Source organism: Nitrospira sp. Nam74 (assembly GCF_965152615.1).
The window spans coordinates 4816780-4832138 of record NZ_OZ224220.1; the positions used below are offsets into that span (position 1 = coordinate 4816780).

A 15359-nucleotide genomic window follows, 5' to 3' on the forward strand; every position below is an offset into this window, starting at 1 on the left:
AGACATTTAGTGATGCCCAGAGGCCGCCAAAAAACTAGACGGCCGATCTGTCCGTACGCCAGATGTTCGGACGATATGGCGGAAGTGTGGAGGTCTACACTTGAACTCAATGCACCTTTTGCAAGAGTCCTTCAACGACGGCGGAGTTCGGCTTGCCGCCGACGATCATGTCCTTATCGCCCATGTGGGCGGTAGATTGTGTCGTCACCCGCATCTTCAGGCCTTCCGGATCCAGGACATACTCGAACAAGGTCGATTGCTGGTTCTGTTGCAGGTAGCCCTGGCTCGCCCGTTCAAAGGAAAACACAATGCCGATCGAAAGCCGGCCCTGTCCTTGCTCCAGCGTCTTCACGAGTACCCGTTGCACTCCGCCTCCCGCCGGAACATATTCCACCATCTGCCCGACCTGCGACAACTCGACCTGACGTGTCACCCGTTTGTTATTGGTGTACGAGTACATGGGAAAGCCCTGCGGACCAAAATCGATTTGGACTTCGGCTGCACTCCCATCAGCGCCGGTGAGCGTCCCTTTCCACGAGCCGTTGAACTGCGCCGCTTCGACGGTAGCGGCGATCACGGGCACCAAGACTCCAATCGCCACACCCGCTATGAGTTTCGATGTCATGATGTAAACCTCCTGATGCGTGAGGACGCGAGGAGTGAAGGACCGCTCCATGGTGTGGTACCGTACCGGAAACCTTGTCGTATGACAATGGAGAGCCCCCAGAAGATACGTGATGGTCGTACCAGCTGGGATGTTTCCAAAGATGAGCCTGTTCCTTGTTCCGCTCGCCATGCGAGTTTTCTTCGACAAAAAGGCGTATCTTCACACTGCATGGAAATTCAAACAGCCGGGAGGGAGGTTCTCCATGACGCAATCGGACACAATTCAGGTCTTTGATTCACAGGGGGAAAGTTACAAGCAGGCCTTTCAGGTATTTCTGGACCATACCGATCAGAAACGGAATGCCAAGCGATGGTTACAGCAGGTGGTGGACGCCATGCCCATCCGACACGTCTTTATCGATGCCGGGGCAGGCAATGGGGCGGTGACTGGCTCATTCGCCGAGGCGTTTGACCGCACGATTGCCATCGAACCGAACGTCTATCTCCTCAGCCACCTCCAACAGGCCCTTCCGCGTGCCGAAGTGATCGGAGAGCCGATTCTCAAGGCCAATCCCGCCGCCAAGGGCGATCTTGTCCTTTGTTCACACATCTTCTATTACATTCCCCCTGAGGAGTGGCTGGCACACCTCGAATGCCTGGTCTCCTGGATGTCACCAACGGGCGTCACCGTCATCATTCTGCAGAACCGGGAAAGCGGCTGTATGAATATGGTCCATCACTTTTTCAATCACCGGTTCGAACTGCGCCACGTCATGGACCTCTTTCAACAGAAGCACAGGGACCGTTATGAGGTCGTCACGACACTCGACCCCGCGCATGTCGACACCCCCGACTTTGCCTCCGCCTATACGGTGGCTGAATTCATGCTGAATCTGATCCAGATGCATCAACCGCCTCGCCGACAGGACGTGGAAGCCTACCTCAAAGCTCATTTCGCCACCGCCGGCGGCAGGTATCGCATTCCCGTGCACCAGGATTTTATCCAGATCCGCGCCAGGCGCTGAGCACTTCGTCACCTGAGCGGAAAAAGGGTGACGTTCTGAGGTTCAAAGAAACAACGTCACAAGGCGAGTGTTCCGAAAGATAGAGATCGTCCCCCCTTTGTTTTCTGCCCGCGTCTCTTCTCATTTCCCAACGGATTTGAGCCACCAGTGGCCCGCTAGACTTAAACGTTCCGGTGGGAGGTAAGATACAAGGCGTGCTTCCAGATGCGCACTGCATACTCATGTACAGCCTCGGGCAGGGAAGATGACTCACCGGCGAAGGGTGGCGTGCGAGCTACTGATCCTAGCGGTGTTAACGATCACCTTCCTGCTGCTGTTTCCACGAAGACCAATCTTCGTCGATATCGGATTCGCCCTGTTCGCGCTGGGGCTCGTCCTCCTCAATATGAATTACACACGGACTGAGATCTGGGGACAGTGGCCGCTCGAAATCGAACGAGCACGGCTACCGCATGGTATCTTAAGCACGATGGTGCTGACCGCCCTGGCGGTGGTCCTATTTCTGCTGATGGGAGCCGCGATTGGGTATCGCGGAGCAGATTGGCCCGGTGTAGCGGCGAGAATTCTGCATCGGAAACTGCCGATCGCCATATTGATGTACTTACCCTGGGCGTTCATCCAACAAACACTCTTTCAGTTCTATCTATTGGGTCGGCTGCGGACGCTCTTCCCTTCGCTCCATCCGCTCTTTCAGTCCGCGCTGAACGGCCTTATCTTCGGCGCAGTCCATGTCACAGACATCAGAATTGCCGTGCTGACGGCGCTTGGCGGCACTCTCTGGAGTGTGTTGTATCTCCGTTATCGCCTCCTCTGGCCTCTTGCTGTTTCTCATGCGCTCCTGGGCGCAACATTTTATTATTGGGTCTACGGCTACGATTTGGCGAGCCGATGGAGTGTTCTCTTCGCAAATCTATTGAATCAAAGATAAGCGCACACAGATCTTCTCAGCCGAAAGTTGTTGATGACTCAGTGGCGGGGAACAGGAAGTGAATCAGTTTCTGTCGACGATCCGCGCCAGGCGCTAAGGACATCTGGCCTGAGCGGAAAAAGGTGTGACGGGCTGAGGGTCAAAGAAACAACGTCACAAGGCGAGTGTCCGAACGATAGAGATCGACCGAACCGGCTTAAAACCGATCTTGAGCAAAAAGGCTGTTAATGTAGCGACTCGGCAAGAGCCTGACCTTTATAGGTCAGGGTAGTTTAAGAAGTTGGAGCCGAACGAGTATGACCGCGACGGGCTAGAGAATCACGGCCCCCATAGACCTTGATAAAGAAATTCTGGTTAAGGAGTGGTGAGCGAAGAGGCCGGATGTAGCGAGACGGGCAACCCCCTGATAGTTGCGTGCCAGGCACAAGAAACAAAGACGTGGCCCCATTGTTTTTGTGCATTTTTATGTGATCGCTTCTAGCAGGGCGTCGTAGTGCTCCTTGTTCCATCGCTGTACTGCTCCAAGGCAACATGCGATCACCGCTTTGCACTCACTTGTGTCAGGCACTGTTAGTGATCTGGTCACGGTCGTATTGTGCGAGTAGTGGTTAATGAACTTCCACACGCGCTCCTTCTCTGCGACATCAGGAAACAGCTTCTCCATCTTCTTCTGTAGCCCGGCGTAGGACGGAATCATAATCCCTCCGAAGGCCTCCATATATCGCCGCGTGACATTGGGAAGATTAAAGAGTTGTGCGAAGTCGACTTCAGCTAGCGAGGTGAACTGATGCAGTACAGAGAAGAGATAGTGATACTCCGACTTGAATAAAATGAGCTCTGGTGGAATTTCGCGAATAACCGATTGGCTAACTGAAGATCGCTGTATCAGAAAGGCCCGCCATTTCTTCAGATCCTTGTGTGGCAGCGTTTTACTTGGCTTTTCTACATCAATCAGCCAATCCCGAAGGAGATTGAAGAACTCGAAGTTATGAGTCGAAATAAACAACTGTCGACAGCCAACAAGCTGGGTCTTTATCAATGCAACCGTATTGAACAGGTGATTGGCATCAAGGCTCGAAATAGGATCGTCAATGAAAACTGTTGTTTCCGTGATGTCAGCTCCCTTTTCTGCGAGCCGCGTGATGAAATAGGCAAATGCTATGGCGGTCTTCTCTCCCTCGCTTAGGTTCTTGGCAGCAACGCCTTGGCGAGTGATAAGAAACCGATTGTCTGGTGACACAGTGAGTTGAAGGTCATCTTTGCCAAAATAGCCTCGAAGATACAAGTTGTGAAAGCTAGAACTTAATCTGCTATGTCAAAGGTCAAGGTCCCTGAGAAGCCCTCCCAATCTGCTATTCGTGATCGGAACGCCGACCACAGGTCATCAATTCGAGGGATATCGATGAGAAGAAGGAGCATACTGACAGACGCCCCGTCACTGCCGACGAGGCAGATAAAGTCACGCTCCTTCCGTCCTCTGAATCCACAGTTGGCTTCTCGGCGCCATGGACTTACGTAGGGTACGGCTGCCGGAGGATCACCACGCGTCTGGCGTGCAGGAGCAGACGACGGGCCACAGCGACCACAGCGCGCTTCGCACCTGTTCGTAGTTTCAATCGGTCATAAATGGATCGCATCCCGGGATCTTTTGTGAGAAACCGCCACGCGGCTTCTATGAGCGTCCCGCGGAGCGCATTTTTGCCGGACCGGGTAATGCGGCCCATACGGACCTTGTCCGCACTGGAGTGCTGTGAGGGCGTCAGCCCAACATACGCCGCCAATTGATCGCCGTGCCTGAATCGGTGCAGGTCGCCTAATTCTAACAGCAACTCCATCGCCGCAATGAGACCAATGCCCGGAATGGTTCGGAGCCATTGAACCTGCGATCGATAGCGGTCCGTTTCTGCGAGTGATCGGAGCAATTTGGTCTGCTTGACGATCTGACCCGTGAGGAATTCGTACTCCTCTAAGAGCCGTTGAAAACTGTCCTGCAACCACGCGGTAGAGAACCGGAGACGCTGTAAGTTCTGTAGGTAAATACGGGTCCATGGCCCTGTGGGCTCAGGAAGCTCAATGCCGTAGAATCGGAGTTCCGCTTTAATGCGATTTTGCGTGCGAACACGATCGCCAATGAGCTGGCGGCGCCGCCGAATGACCTGTCGGTGCATCCGACCCTCTTCGTCTGGTACCCAGACCTGCTTCAGCAGCCCCTTCGCTAACAGCAGGGCCAGTTTTCGGCTATCCTTCCGATCGGTTTTCACTCGATTGCCCGCCTCCTGAGGAATCAAGCTGGGCGGCGTGACGATACAGGTGGCGCCCACCGCCACCAGCCGATCGTGAAGCCAGTACCCAAAATATCCCGCCTCGTAGACGACGTGCAGCACGGCACGGCGGTAACGACTGAGGAGGGCCTGCAACGCATCCCATCGACCGGGAATCGTGCCGTGGAAGAGTTCTACCTCCGTTGTTCTGACCGTGACATGCCAATTCTTTCGGTGAAGATCAATGCCAACAAAGAGCACTTGCCCCACGTCCTGCTGCTTTTTCTTGGTCGCCATAGAAGCCTCCATCATAATGAGTAGAACGAAGACTTCCAGGAAGTACTGATCCTTCTCACTGCAGGCAATACTCTCTCCAGAGCATAGTGACTGACAGTCAGATAGAGTCCTCGCCTTCAAGAAAGGAGCGAGGACGATGACCACGGAGCAGAAGATCATCAAGACCAAGGTGGGTGTATTGGAACTGGCGAAGCAACTGGGCAACGTCTCCAAGGCCTGCCAGCTGATGGGGTATAGCCGAGATAGCTTCTACCGGTTCAAAGAACTGTACGAGACGGGCGGTGAGGCGGCGTTACAAGAGATCTCCCGGCAGAAACCGCTACTCAAGAATCGCGTCGCCCCGGAGGTGGAGCAGGCCATCGTCCAGATAGCAATTGACCAACCCGCGTGGGGCCAAGTCCGCGTCGCGAACGAACTGCGCCAGCAGGCCCTGACGATTTCACCGGCCGGCGTCCGGGGTATCTGGCTGCGGCATGACCTGGAGACCACGCGGAAACGCCTGAAGGCGTTGGAGGCCAAGGTCGCCCAAGACGGGCGGGTGCTGACGGAAGCCCAGGTGGTGGCCTTGGAGAGGGCAAAGGCGGACAAAGAAGCCCATGGGGAATTTGAGAGCGAATGTCCCGGCTACTGTGGCGCGCAAGACACGTTCTATGTCGGGACCCTCAAGGGCGTGGGCCGGATCTATCAACAGACCTTCATCGACACGTACAGCAAGGTGGGCTTTGCGAAGCTGTACGACCGCAAGACACCGGTGATGGCGGCGGAACTGCTAAATGACCGGGTCTTGCCGTTCTTTGAGCAGCACGACATTCCGCTGAATCGGGTCCTTACCGATCGCGGCACGGAGTATTGTGGCGCACCCGAACGCCATGAGTATGAACTGTACCTGGCCGTGGAGAACATCGATCATACGCGGACTAAGACCCGGCATCCTCAGACCAACGGGATCTGCGAACGGTTCCACAAGACCATGTTGAACGAGTTCTACCGTGTGGTGTTCCGGAAGAAGATCTATCGGACGCTCGACGAACTCCAGGCAGATTTGGACGTGTGGCTGCGGGAGTATAACGAACAGCGGTCCCATCAAGGCCGCTGGTGCTACGGCAAAACGCCGATGCAAACGTTTGGGGACAGTGTGCCGCTGGCGAAGGAGAAAATGTTAGCAGCCTAAACCCGGTGAGGACTTGCTGTCTGTCCGATGAAGTCTTGAGCTATACATACAAGTTAATGCGCTCTGCTCCCGTTGCTGCCTTTGAAACCTCTTGTTCAAGTGTGAGGATTTCCGCATTTAAGGTGTTCAGTTCCTCCACCTTTTCAGCGATGGTCTTCTCCAAGTCACTAATCGCCAGCAGCTTTCCCTTGTAGTCTTGCTCGAAAATAAACTGAGCCGCATGGTGCTTCTCAAGCTGAGCAATTGAATCCTTCTTCAGTTGCTCAAATTCTCGGGTCCGACGGTTATGAGCATCGATTTCAACATTAACGGAACTGACTAGATTTCTTAACTCCTCAGACAGATCCGCAGTATTAGGGCATGTGGACACAGCAAACGCCTTTGTCTGCTTATCGTGAAGTGCTCCAGCTAGTGTCATCAATGCCTTCTTTCGCTGTTGAAGCAGTTCTTCCAACCTGCCCTTTAAGAACCCATACTTGTTAGACAATTCCGGGTAGAACCGTGCCTCGTCGTCAAGACTAAGAGTCTCAGATGCTGCCAACTCTATTTCTTGAATTAGCGAGACGAGATCGCGCATAAGATTCTCGTAATCAGTCGAGAAGTGCTCGGCTAGCTTATCCAACAGACCTGATGGAAGGGCAGATCCACAGAAGTGGCAGTTGTCACTCGTCTCGTGCAGAGAACGACCGGAATTCACCCACTTTTCTAGTTCTGGGTCAGCTTTAAAACGCTCAATCGCCTTTGCGCCAACCGTCCTCTTGAGCAATTGAGCTGCTTTGTCCGTAAGCGCAGAAGTTGAGGTTAGTACATAACTCTTGCGCGAAAGCTCCGCCTTCTTGTCAGAGGAGAGGGAAGTTGCCATCACACGTTGGAAGGCGGAATCACTCAATACAGACTTATCTACATCAACCACAACAACATCGATCTGCTGCCCGAAGCGCGTCTTGTCGTAATCTGGGAGAGAAAGGATCTTCTTGATATCTCTGGCTTTCGACGTTTTCGCTAACTCAATGCTCTCAGCAATGCTCTTCTTTTCTGCGCGTTTCTCTTCAATCTCCATTCGGAGGCGGTCCCTCTTATCCTTCTTCCTTTGAAGGGTGTTCTGTTTCTCGATGTCCTCCTTTCCCAAGATCAAAATAGGGTTCGCGTTTCCATCATCAAAGCTGAGGTTGTCACGAATGAAATCCGCGTTGAACACTCGAACAACAAACCCACTCCACCCGTTTGCAGACTCATGAATTTGGCCATCTTCCGTTTCAAGTCTGGTCTCCGCCCCGGTGAAGTCCGGGTGGGATTGCTTGAGCTCAAAACACCGAAACACACGTGATAGCGTGCTCTTACCCGAGTAATTCCAACCATAAAGTAGGTTATATCTATTGAACACTGGAAGTTCGGGCGTCCATCGAAAATCGGAGTAGACCCCGAACGACTTTATTCGTTGAACCTTACGAATCATCGCCAGGGGTTTTCCTTTCCAGTGGTCGGTTCGAAAAAGAGTCAGTTCCAGATGATTCCAACCAGCTTATAAAGCAGCTTGTGCCGAGCTTCCAGTTCGTCCGGCCCAAACTGGTCGAGCGCCTCTAGTTCGAGACCATAGCGATTTTTGAGTCCTGTCATATCCAGCTTTGACTTGTAACTGTCGGCTCGTAGAGTCTCATTCCAGTAAAGTGTGTTGGCATAGGACTTCAGCTTGTCACGGTAGGGTTCATTGTTGCTGGAGATGTTGTCCTTGCCCTTAAGCAAAAGAATCCCGCCGAGCCGGTTGCGCTCCTGTTCAAAGCGCTCTTCTTCCCCGTTAAAGAGCGCCTTGTTTTCCTCATTCCATGAAAGAATATGCTCGACATGGAAGCCAGCCTTCGCTCCTGTTTTCGTCACCAGATCAGAAATGGGATGCTTAGGATTAAGGTTCATGTTTTGGGCAAGGAACTCATCGACCCGCGCGAAGAAATAGCGTTTGAAGCGGGTATTCAGGTTGATGCCGGTCTGTTTGAACGCTGCATAGCTTAGAGGTTCCGCGTCCTTCACATTGCGGCGAGCAGCAATCATCGCTGTCAATTGGGCGTCGAATGCTGGACGAATAGCCACTATTCCTTTGCCTCGAATGGCTTCTGAGATGGGGAAAAGAGAATCCGCAAACTCGTTGCTGTCGTAAGCACTCTGGAGCTGGAGTAGAGAGAAGTAGCGATCGATTTCGCGTGCAATAATTGTGATCTTCTTGTCCTCGTCCGGGTCATTCGGCACGCAAGCGGACAGCACCAGGAGAAATGGCGCATCGAGATCCAGAAGCGCGTTGTAGTAGACATACCGAAACGCCGTTTGATCTCCGGCGTAGGCTTGCCGCAGCTTGATGTACAGGTCGGTATAGTAGGTGAAGTCGCCCTTCAGAAACGCTTTCACCTTGGCCGGGCTATGCATCAAGCCAAGCGACTTATCCATTTCTGGTTTAAACATTGCCCGGTGATAGTCTCCGTCAAAGCGTTGGCCGTCGTTGCGTGTCGGAGAAAACTTTGACTTGAGGTAGAAACGAAAAAAGCTATCGAGTTCGTCTTCCTTGAAGGCGTTGATGGCAGCGGCACGCCCATCCCAGAGGCTGTTGTAGTCCTCCTTCTCCAATTCGATCTTATTGATCTGGCCAAGTAACTTGCCCTTGAGAATCTCATAGGGTCGTAGACGCACGCCACGGTCATTGATGACTTCGAAGACCATTGAGACATCGGTCTGTTCAACCGACAGGTTGATCAATACCAGGCGATGCAGAAAATAGAAAACGAACGTCTCGAAACAGCGCTTATCATTCAGCTCCCTGTCCATGAAGGTGCTGATCGTCACGTAGTTATTGACCATGTTTTGCGCCGTGATGCCACTGCTGCTGTTGATAATCTTTGTGTCCATACCATCGAACAGCGCTTGTTGGGTGGCCCTGTGACCGACATGGTTCATCCAAAACTCTTGTTCGAACCCGGACTGCCCCGCGATCTTGCTATCAATCCAGCCAGCTAACTTCGACCCATGTGCTTTTGCTAGATGGCGCAGTTTGATCAAAACCAGTGACAGCGTAGTTAGGCGTTGCTGCCCGTCCACCACATAGACCCGTCCTTCCACGACGTTGGTGACATAGGTATTCAGGTAATACCATGGGTAATGTGCCGTGATAGTTTCCTTGGCTGGGTCAAGGTCGCTGGAGCGGGCGTATTGCTCTTTGAACTTAAAAAATATGTCGTCCAGCAGCCGTAGCACCGGTTCGTCCGTCCACCGGTAATCGCGCTGGTAGAAGTCTATGTAGTAGGCAGTATTGGAGAAAACTCGATCAATGTTCTGCTTGTCTGGCGCAATATCCATGCGTTTCCTTCCGCTACTAGATCAGGCTGCCGATACGAGAGCATTGTGAAGAATGGCTTCGATGAGGCCGCGGCTTTCGGTTTGGATGGTGGTGATCTGGCATTCAAGCCGGTCGCACAGGGCCAGCACCTCTTGGACTTTGGCGACGATGCGATGTTGTTCGGCGAGGGGTGGGATTGGAATCGGAACCACTTTCAGCTTTTCTTGTGAAATGTTCATTTGCATGACCGCCATGCCTGACTTACTATTTTCGATCGCTTGCAACGAGTAGCCAGCATTTAGTGCAAGTGCGATGAACCTCGGTTCCAAGCCTGAGAACAGATGGAATCTAATGATCTTGTCAGAAATCATCAGTCGCTTCTCGACAACTTCAACTAAGCAACAAATCCCAACTCTGTTTTTGGGGCCAGCCCGTGTAATAAGTATGTCCCCAGCGTTTGCCTCATATTCCGGCCGCGGCTTCAGTTTTGCCGGGAGCGCCTTGTGTTGCCGATCATCGAAGCTCAATTTCTGAACGGCCGTCGTTTTCAAGATCCCCCAATCTGTTTTAGACACTCTTGGCTTGGGTTCGCACTCCGGACTCCAGCCAGAATCCATCTGAGTGATGACGTTGCCTAGTAATTCCCACCTCCATGTCATGGGGAGATCGTATCTGGCGTCCCTGTCTCCCAATGATGTGGGGTTCCGCTTCCTAACCGCGCCTTCCTTCACAAGCCGCGCCCTGTCCGCCTGAATCCTCTTGAGAAGTTCGGAGGCAGGTTCGTCGGTGAGGTCTTGGGATACGAGTTGGCCACGGACGGCAAGATTGAGGATGGTCTGGCGGAGTTGGTTGATGTGTTCGGGGCGCGTAGTGAGGTGCCGGAGGTGATTGAAATAGAATCGGGCGTGCTCGCGGAAAGCGGACGCATCATCGGCGGGCTGGTTCAGGCGATGCAGGGATGCGGCCGCCAGACGATCACGCCGGCTCTCCCTCTCCGCCTGTGCCGCCTCCAACCGATCACACTGCGCCATCAATTCATCCACCTTTGCGACGATGCGGTGCTGTTCGGCGAAGGGTGGGAGGGGAACAAGTGCTGGAGCCATTCGCTTTAGGGTGACTCGGGTGATTGCAGCGCCCTTCATGAAGCCGCGCATTTGCATATAGAAGAACGGGGACCGCAGAAACTCAGCTATGAGACGGTTGTAAACTCCGGTGGATAGCTTCAACAAGGCGACGCTGGACAGCATGCTGAATGGTTCATCGAGGTCGTTGATTGTCACGATGCCGGTCGTAGCTCCGTCCTTGATGTAGAGAATGTCACCCTTTTCGGGGTTACACCGCGCATAGATCTCATGGTGAACCTTGGCCGTCACGTACGAGATGTCTGCGAGCGATACGCCTTCAGGCTTTATGTTCTTTGCCGTAATGTATTTGAAGTCGCCGTCTGTCAGGTTGGTTGGGGAATGGTGTGTGCCGTCGGTGAGTTTGGTCAGCACGTCGATTAAACGCACCCAGCGCCAGCTTGCCGGAATCTCGAAAGGGAATTCAGTCTCCTCGACTTGAGAGATGCCTACCTGCCGTCTTATGTCGCCACTCCTCACTAACCGAGCCTTCTCCACCTGAATGCGTTTGAGCAATTCGGACGCCGGTTCGTCGCTCAGCTCTTGCTCAACGAGCTTTCCCCGCACCGCCAGGCCGAGGATGAAGCGACGCAGCTTAGGGATGGCATCGGGCGTTTCGCTGAGGCGGTCGAAATGGGAAAAGAATTGTGCTGGATTCATCGCAGCAGGGCCTTCTCCAGAATGGCCTTTAGCTGGTCACGAAGGTTGGCGGTCTCCCTTTCGGCTGCGTCGAGTTGTTGCAGCAGTTGCTCCGGATCGCCGTGGTCGTCGGCGACAGTGTGCGGGTTTTTGAAGTCGAGGTTGTAGCCACGGGCTTTCACTTCATCGGCGGTGACCTTCCAGGCGACATCTGTTTCCTTGCGTCCCTTGCGCTTTGCCCCGCCCCACCAATCCACACACGGTTTCAGGTGCTCGACGCGGATGGGCTTGGTCATCGAGTACGCCTTCTGCCCATCGGGAATGCGATGCTCGTAGAACCAGGTCTCTTTCGTCGGCTGGCCCTTCTCGAAGAACAAGAGATTCGTGCCGATGCTGGCGTAGGGTTTGAAGACGCTGTTGGGCAGGCGGACGATCGTATGAAGGTCGCACTCCTCCATGAGATGTTCCTTGAGCCGCGTTTTTACGCCTTCGCCGAACAGCGAGCCGTCAGGCAGGACGACGGCGGCCCGCCCACCGGATTTGAGCAGGCGCACGATTAGAGCAAGAAAGAGGTCCGCCGTCTCACGGGTTTGGAAATGCTTCGGAAAATTGCTCTCGATGCCATCCTCTTCCTTGCCGCCGAAGGGCGGATTGGTCAGCACGATATCCACGCGATCCGCTTGCCCGTAACTGATGTAGGGCCGGGCCAGCGTGTTGTCGTGGCGGACGAAGGAGGGATCATCAATGCCGTGCAACAGCATGTTCGTCACGCACAGCATGTGCGGCAACTGCTTTTTCTCGCATGCGCGCAGAGCCTGCTGCATCTTCTGTTCGTCCGCTAGTTTCTTCACATACCGCTCGCGCATGTGGCGAATGGCACAGGTGAGGAAGCCGCCGGTCCCGCACGCTGGATCTAAGAGAATATCGCCGGGATGTGGATCGATGCGGTCGGCCATGAGGGCGGTGACGGCGCGCGGGGTGTAATACTCGCCTGCGTTGCCGGCACTTTGAAGATCGTTCAAGATCTGCTCATAGATGTCGCCGAAGTGCTGACGCTCCGTGAGGTTGTTGAAGTCAATGATATTGATCTTGTTGATGACCTGCCGCATGAGCTGGCCTGACTTCATATAGTTGTAGGCGTCTTCAAACACATCGCGTACAACACGACGGCGGCCGTCCTTCGCTCCGGACAGCTCCTTGAGAGAGGGAAATAGCTGGTCATTGATAAAAGCCATGAGGGGTTCGCCGGTCATACCCTCAGGGTCGGCGGCCCAGGTGCGCCACTGAAACTTTTTTGGAATGGGTGAACGATAGCCCTCCTGCATCGCTTCCAGCTCCTGATCCTGGTCGTCGATGATCTTGAGGAAGAACATCCAGCAGAGCTGAGAGATGCGCTGTGCATCACCATCAACGCCGCTGTCCTGCCGCATGATGTCTTGAATGGACTTGACGGCGTTTCTAACTGACATGCGTATTCAAGCTACCTTTCCATACAGGGCGGACTGAAGTTCATGCACCGCTTTTTCAAAGCCGTTTCGTCCGCCGAAGGTTTTCAGCAATTCCATCGGAGTACCCATGACGTCGAACGGCGCAACTTTTAGGATGCGCGGATCATCGAGGCCAGTGACGCCTTCGTCCTGGTATTTCTGCAGCAGCGCGTCCAGCACCGCGCGGGCTTGGACGCCGTACTTGGTGAAGACATTCCGCTTACGGACATTCTCCACACGTTCACGTCGAGTGAGCGGCGGCTGATCGAAGGCCACGTGACAGATGAGATCGAACGGGTCGAGATCCTTGCCTACTTCGTCGGCCAACGGTTCGAGGAGCAGGCCCTCGTTTTCCAGCTCTTCGATGACAGCCTGCTTGCGCTCCGCGTTGTTCCAACGTTTTAGAAACGCGTCGAGGCTGGCATAGCGACTGCGGAGCGTCTTCTTCGAATAGTCGCGCAAGCTTTCGGTGACCAGCTTACCGTATTCATCGAGATACTCGATGCGTTCAGCAACGACGCTCACTTCGTCGCCGCGAATGTAATACTTGCGTGGGGCAGCGCCACCTGGCGGGATCGTGATATCCGGCGAGACGGGATTGACGATGATTGTTTCCTCCTCCCCGGGTGTCGGGGGGATTGGGTCTTCTTCATCGATCTGAGGCGGCACATCATCCGGTGGTGCAACCGGATCGTTCTCCCCCGGCTCATAAATCTGCACCGGTTCACCATCAAAATCAGGATCGGCGAAGTGGTTGGTGGCCTTGCGGAAGTCGATCAACGTGAAATAGTACTTCTTGGTGTCCTCATGGACCCGGGTGCCGCGGCCGACAATCTGCTTGAACTCAGTCATGGAGCCGACTTCGCGGTCGAGCACGATCAGGCGGCAGGTCTGAGCATCGACACCGGTGGAGAGTAGCCGTGATGTGGTGACGATCACCGGATATTTGGCCTCCGGGTCGATGAAATTGCCAACCTGTGCCGTGCCTTCCGCGTCATCGCCGGTAATCCGCATGACGTAGCGACTATTCTCCTGTACAAGATCGGGGTTCTCATTGGCCAGGGCCTGACGCATGCGGGCGGCATGCTCGGTATCCACGCAAAACACGATGGTTTTCTGGAAGCGGTCGCCGCTTTCCTTCAAGAACTCGCTGACTTTGTGCGCGACGCGCTTGGTGCGTTCGTCGATCACGAGGTTTCGATCGTAATCTTTCTGATTAAAGATACGATCTTCGATCTCGTTGCCATACTTGTCGGTCTCTCCCTTTGTCGGACGGTACCCTTCCACGTCCACATCAAGATGGACTTTTACCACTTTATATGGAGCGAGGAAGCCGTCACGGATACCCTCCTTCAGCGAGTAAGTGTAAACAGGTTTGCCGAAGTAGTGGATGTTGGAGACGTACTCTGTCTCCTTTGGTGTGGCAGTAAGCCCGATCTGGGTGGCGGCGGAGAAGTAGTCAAGAATTTCGCGCCACGCGGAATCCTCTGCTGCACTCCCCCGGTGACACTCATCGATCACGATGAGGTCAAAGAAGTCCTGCGAGAGTTCGCGGTAGAGTTTCTGCCGATCCTCAGGGCCAGTGAGGGCTTGATAGAGTCCCAGGTAAATCTCATACGAGGTGTCGATTCGCCGATGCTTCTTGTCTACGGCGGTCTGCAGATCCACCACGTTTCCGTCCTCGCGCTCGATGGTCTTGGAGTTGGTGCTGAGCTTGGCCATCGTTTTACCGAACGGGCGGAAATCGTTAACCATGGTCTGATCAACCAGGACATTGCGATCGGCGAGAAAGAGGACGCGTTTTTTGCGCTTGGCTTTCCATAAGCGCCAAATGATCTGAAAGGCAGTGTAGGTCTTCCCAGTGCCGGTCGCCATGACGAGCAGGATGCGGTCCTGGCCTTTGGCGATGGCCTCGATGGCCTTATTGATTGCGATGCGCTGATAGTAGCGTGGCTCCTTACCGCTGCCGTCGTCGTGAAAGCTCTGAAGGAACACTTCCTCTTGCGCAGGCTTCAGGCCTTTCCACGAGCGGTACTTCTGCCAGAGTTTCTCCTGCGTGGGGAAGGCTTCGAGCGGTATCTCGGTTTCCGTCTCCCCGCCCTGCCCGGTTCGGTCGTGGAACAGAAACGCGTCGCCATTCGATGAGAAGACAAAGGGAATGTCGAGCGTCGCCGCATACTCCAGGCCTTGCTGCATTCCACCGCCGACGGGATGGTGATTGTCTTTTGCTTCGATGACGGCAATGGGGATGTTGGGCTTGTAGTACAGGATGTAGTCGGCAAACTTCGCCTTACCCCTCGTGACAAGCTTGCCGCGAACGATAATGCGGCCCTTGGTGAAGTAAACCTCCTCACGAATCTGCGATGCTACATCCCACCCGGCCCGTTCTAGGGCTGGCGTAATGAACTTCGTGCAGATATCGCGTTCGCTAAGGTCCTTCTTATTCATGCATGCAGAATATCGGGCCTAAGGCAAATTGGGGAGCAGTTTAGCGAAGTAGAATTT

Annotated in this window: 11 protein-coding genes; 3 read left to right on the top strand and 8 right to left on the bottom strand. The window is 54.1% G+C overall.

Annotated elements, in window-relative coordinates:
* Nucleotides 1-106: 106 nt before the first annotated feature.
* Complete coding sequence (locus ACWHYZ_RS22740; protein WP_447984948.1) at nt 107-625, bottom strand: hypothetical protein; 519 nt, start codon at nt 623-625, stop codon at nt 107-109.
* A 112-nt stretch (nt 626-737) separates the two neighbouring features.
* Here ACWHYZ_RS22740 and ACWHYZ_RS22745 point away from each other — a divergent pair, with 112 nt between their 5' ends.
* Nucleotides 738-1631, top strand: a complete 894-nt coding sequence (locus ACWHYZ_RS22745; protein WP_447984949.1) for a methyltransferase domain-containing protein — start codon at nt 738-740, stop codon at nt 1629-1631.
* 244 nt (nt 1632-1875) lie between these two features.
* Nucleotides 1876-2559 (top strand): CPBP family glutamic-type intramembrane protease, encoded by a 684-nt coding sequence (locus ACWHYZ_RS22750; RefSeq protein ID WP_447984950.1) that lies wholly within the window; start codon nt 1876-1878, stop codon nt 2557-2559.
* Nucleotides 2560-3022: 463 nt separating this feature from the next.
* On the opposite strand, the gene ACWHYZ_RS22755 is transcribed toward ACWHYZ_RS22750, so the two are convergent.
* Both ACWHYZ_RS22755 and ACWHYZ_RS22760 read right to left on the bottom strand, forming a co-directional pair.
* Nucleotides 3023-3844: an AAA family ATPase gene (locus ACWHYZ_RS22755; protein ID WP_447984951.1), complete on the bottom strand. Its 822-nt coding sequence runs from the start codon at nt 3842-3844 to the stop codon at nt 3023-3025.
* 226 nt (nt 3845-4070) lie between these two features.
* A complete protein-coding gene (locus ACWHYZ_RS22760; protein ID WP_447984952.1) occupies nt 4071-5117 on the bottom strand; it encodes an IS110 family transposase in 1047 nt (348 codons plus the stop codon).
* A 136-nt stretch (nt 5118-5253) separates the two neighbouring features.
* Here ACWHYZ_RS22760 and ACWHYZ_RS22765 point away from each other — a divergent pair, with 136 nt between their 5' ends.
* Nucleotides 5254-6288 (top strand): IS481 family transposase, encoded by a 1035-nt coding sequence (locus tag ACWHYZ_RS22765; protein WP_447982970.1) that lies wholly within the window; start codon nt 5254-5256, stop codon nt 6286-6288.
* Nucleotides 6289-6328: 40 nt separating this feature from the next.
* Here ACWHYZ_RS22765 and ACWHYZ_RS22770 read toward each other — a convergent pair whose 3' ends face one another.
* The 5 genes from ACWHYZ_RS22770 to hsdR are packed head-to-tail and all read right to left on the bottom strand — an operon-like array spanning nt 6329 to nt 15302.
* Nucleotides 6329-7744, bottom strand: coding sequence for an AAA family ATPase (locus tag ACWHYZ_RS22770; RefSeq protein ID WP_447984953.1), 1416 nt, complete (start codon nt 7742-7744; stop codon nt 6329-6331).
* A gap of 41 nt (nt 7745-7785) precedes the next feature.
* Nucleotides 7786-9627 carry a DUF262 domain-containing protein gene (locus ACWHYZ_RS22775; RefSeq protein ID WP_447984954.1) on the bottom strand — a complete coding sequence of 614 codons (1842 nt, stop codon included), beginning with the start codon at nt 9625-9627 and terminating at the stop codon, nt 7786-7788.
* 21 nt (nt 9628-9648) lie between these two features.
* The gene (locus tag ACWHYZ_RS22780; RefSeq protein WP_447984955.1) at nt 9649-11388 is read right to left on the bottom strand and encodes a restriction endonuclease subunit S; all 1740 of its coding nucleotides are present in this window, start codon (nt 11386-11388) and stop codon (nt 9649-9651) included.
* Entirely contained in the window at nt 11385-12836 is a 1452-nt protein-coding gene (locus ACWHYZ_RS22785) for a type I restriction-modification system subunit M (RefSeq protein WP_447984956.1), read from the bottom strand. Before ACWHYZ_RS22785 ends, ACWHYZ_RS22780 begins: the two co-directional genes overlap by 4 nt.
* A gap of 6 nt (nt 12837-12842) precedes the next feature.
* Entirely contained in the window at nt 12843-15302 is a 2460-nt protein-coding gene (gene hsdR, locus ACWHYZ_RS22790) for an EcoAI/FtnUII family type I restriction enzme subunit R (protein WP_447984957.1), read from the bottom strand.
* Nucleotides 15303-15359: the final 57 nt, after the last annotated feature.

What these genes read in the sequence shown, in the direction of transcription:
- ACWHYZ_RS22760 (WP_447984952.1), bottom strand. Translation starts at nt 5,117, where the DNA reads ATGGCGACCAAGAAAAAGCAGCAGGACGTGGGGCAAGTGCTCTTTGTT.
- ACWHYZ_RS22765 (WP_447982970.1), top strand. Translation starts at nt 5,254, where the DNA reads ATGACCACGGAGCAGAAGATCATCAAGACCAAGGTGGGTGTATTGGAA.
- ACWHYZ_RS22775 (WP_447984954.1), bottom strand. Translation starts at nt 9,627, where the DNA reads ATGGATATTGCGCCAGACAAGCAGAACATTGATCGAGTTTTCTCCAAT.
- ACWHYZ_RS22780 (WP_447984955.1), bottom strand. Translation starts at nt 11,388, where the DNA reads ATGAATCCAGCACAATTCTTTTCCCATTTCGACCGCCTCAGCGAAACG.
- ACWHYZ_RS22740 (WP_447984948.1), bottom strand. Translation starts at nt 625, where the DNA reads ATGACATCGAAACTCATAGCGGGTGTGGCGATTGGAGTCTTGGTGCCC.
- ACWHYZ_RS22750 (WP_447984950.1), top strand. Translation starts at nt 1,876, where the DNA reads ATGACTCACCGGCGAAGGGTGGCGTGCGAGCTACTGATCCTAGCGGTG.
- ACWHYZ_RS22745 (WP_447984949.1), top strand. Translation starts at nt 738, where the DNA reads ATGGTCGTACCAGCTGGGATGTTTCCAAAGATGAGCCTGTTCCTTGTT.
- hsdR (WP_447984957.1), bottom strand. Translation starts at nt 15,302, where the DNA reads ATGAATAAGAAGGACCTTAGCGAACGCGATATCTGCACGAAGTTCATT.
- ACWHYZ_RS22785 (WP_447984956.1), bottom strand. Translation starts at nt 12,836, where the DNA reads ATGTCAGTTAGAAACGCCGTCAAGTCCATTCAAGACATCATGCGGCAG.
- ACWHYZ_RS22770 (WP_447984953.1), bottom strand. Translation starts at nt 7,744, where the DNA reads ATGATTCGTAAGGTTCAACGAATAAAGTCGTTCGGGGTCTACTCCGAT.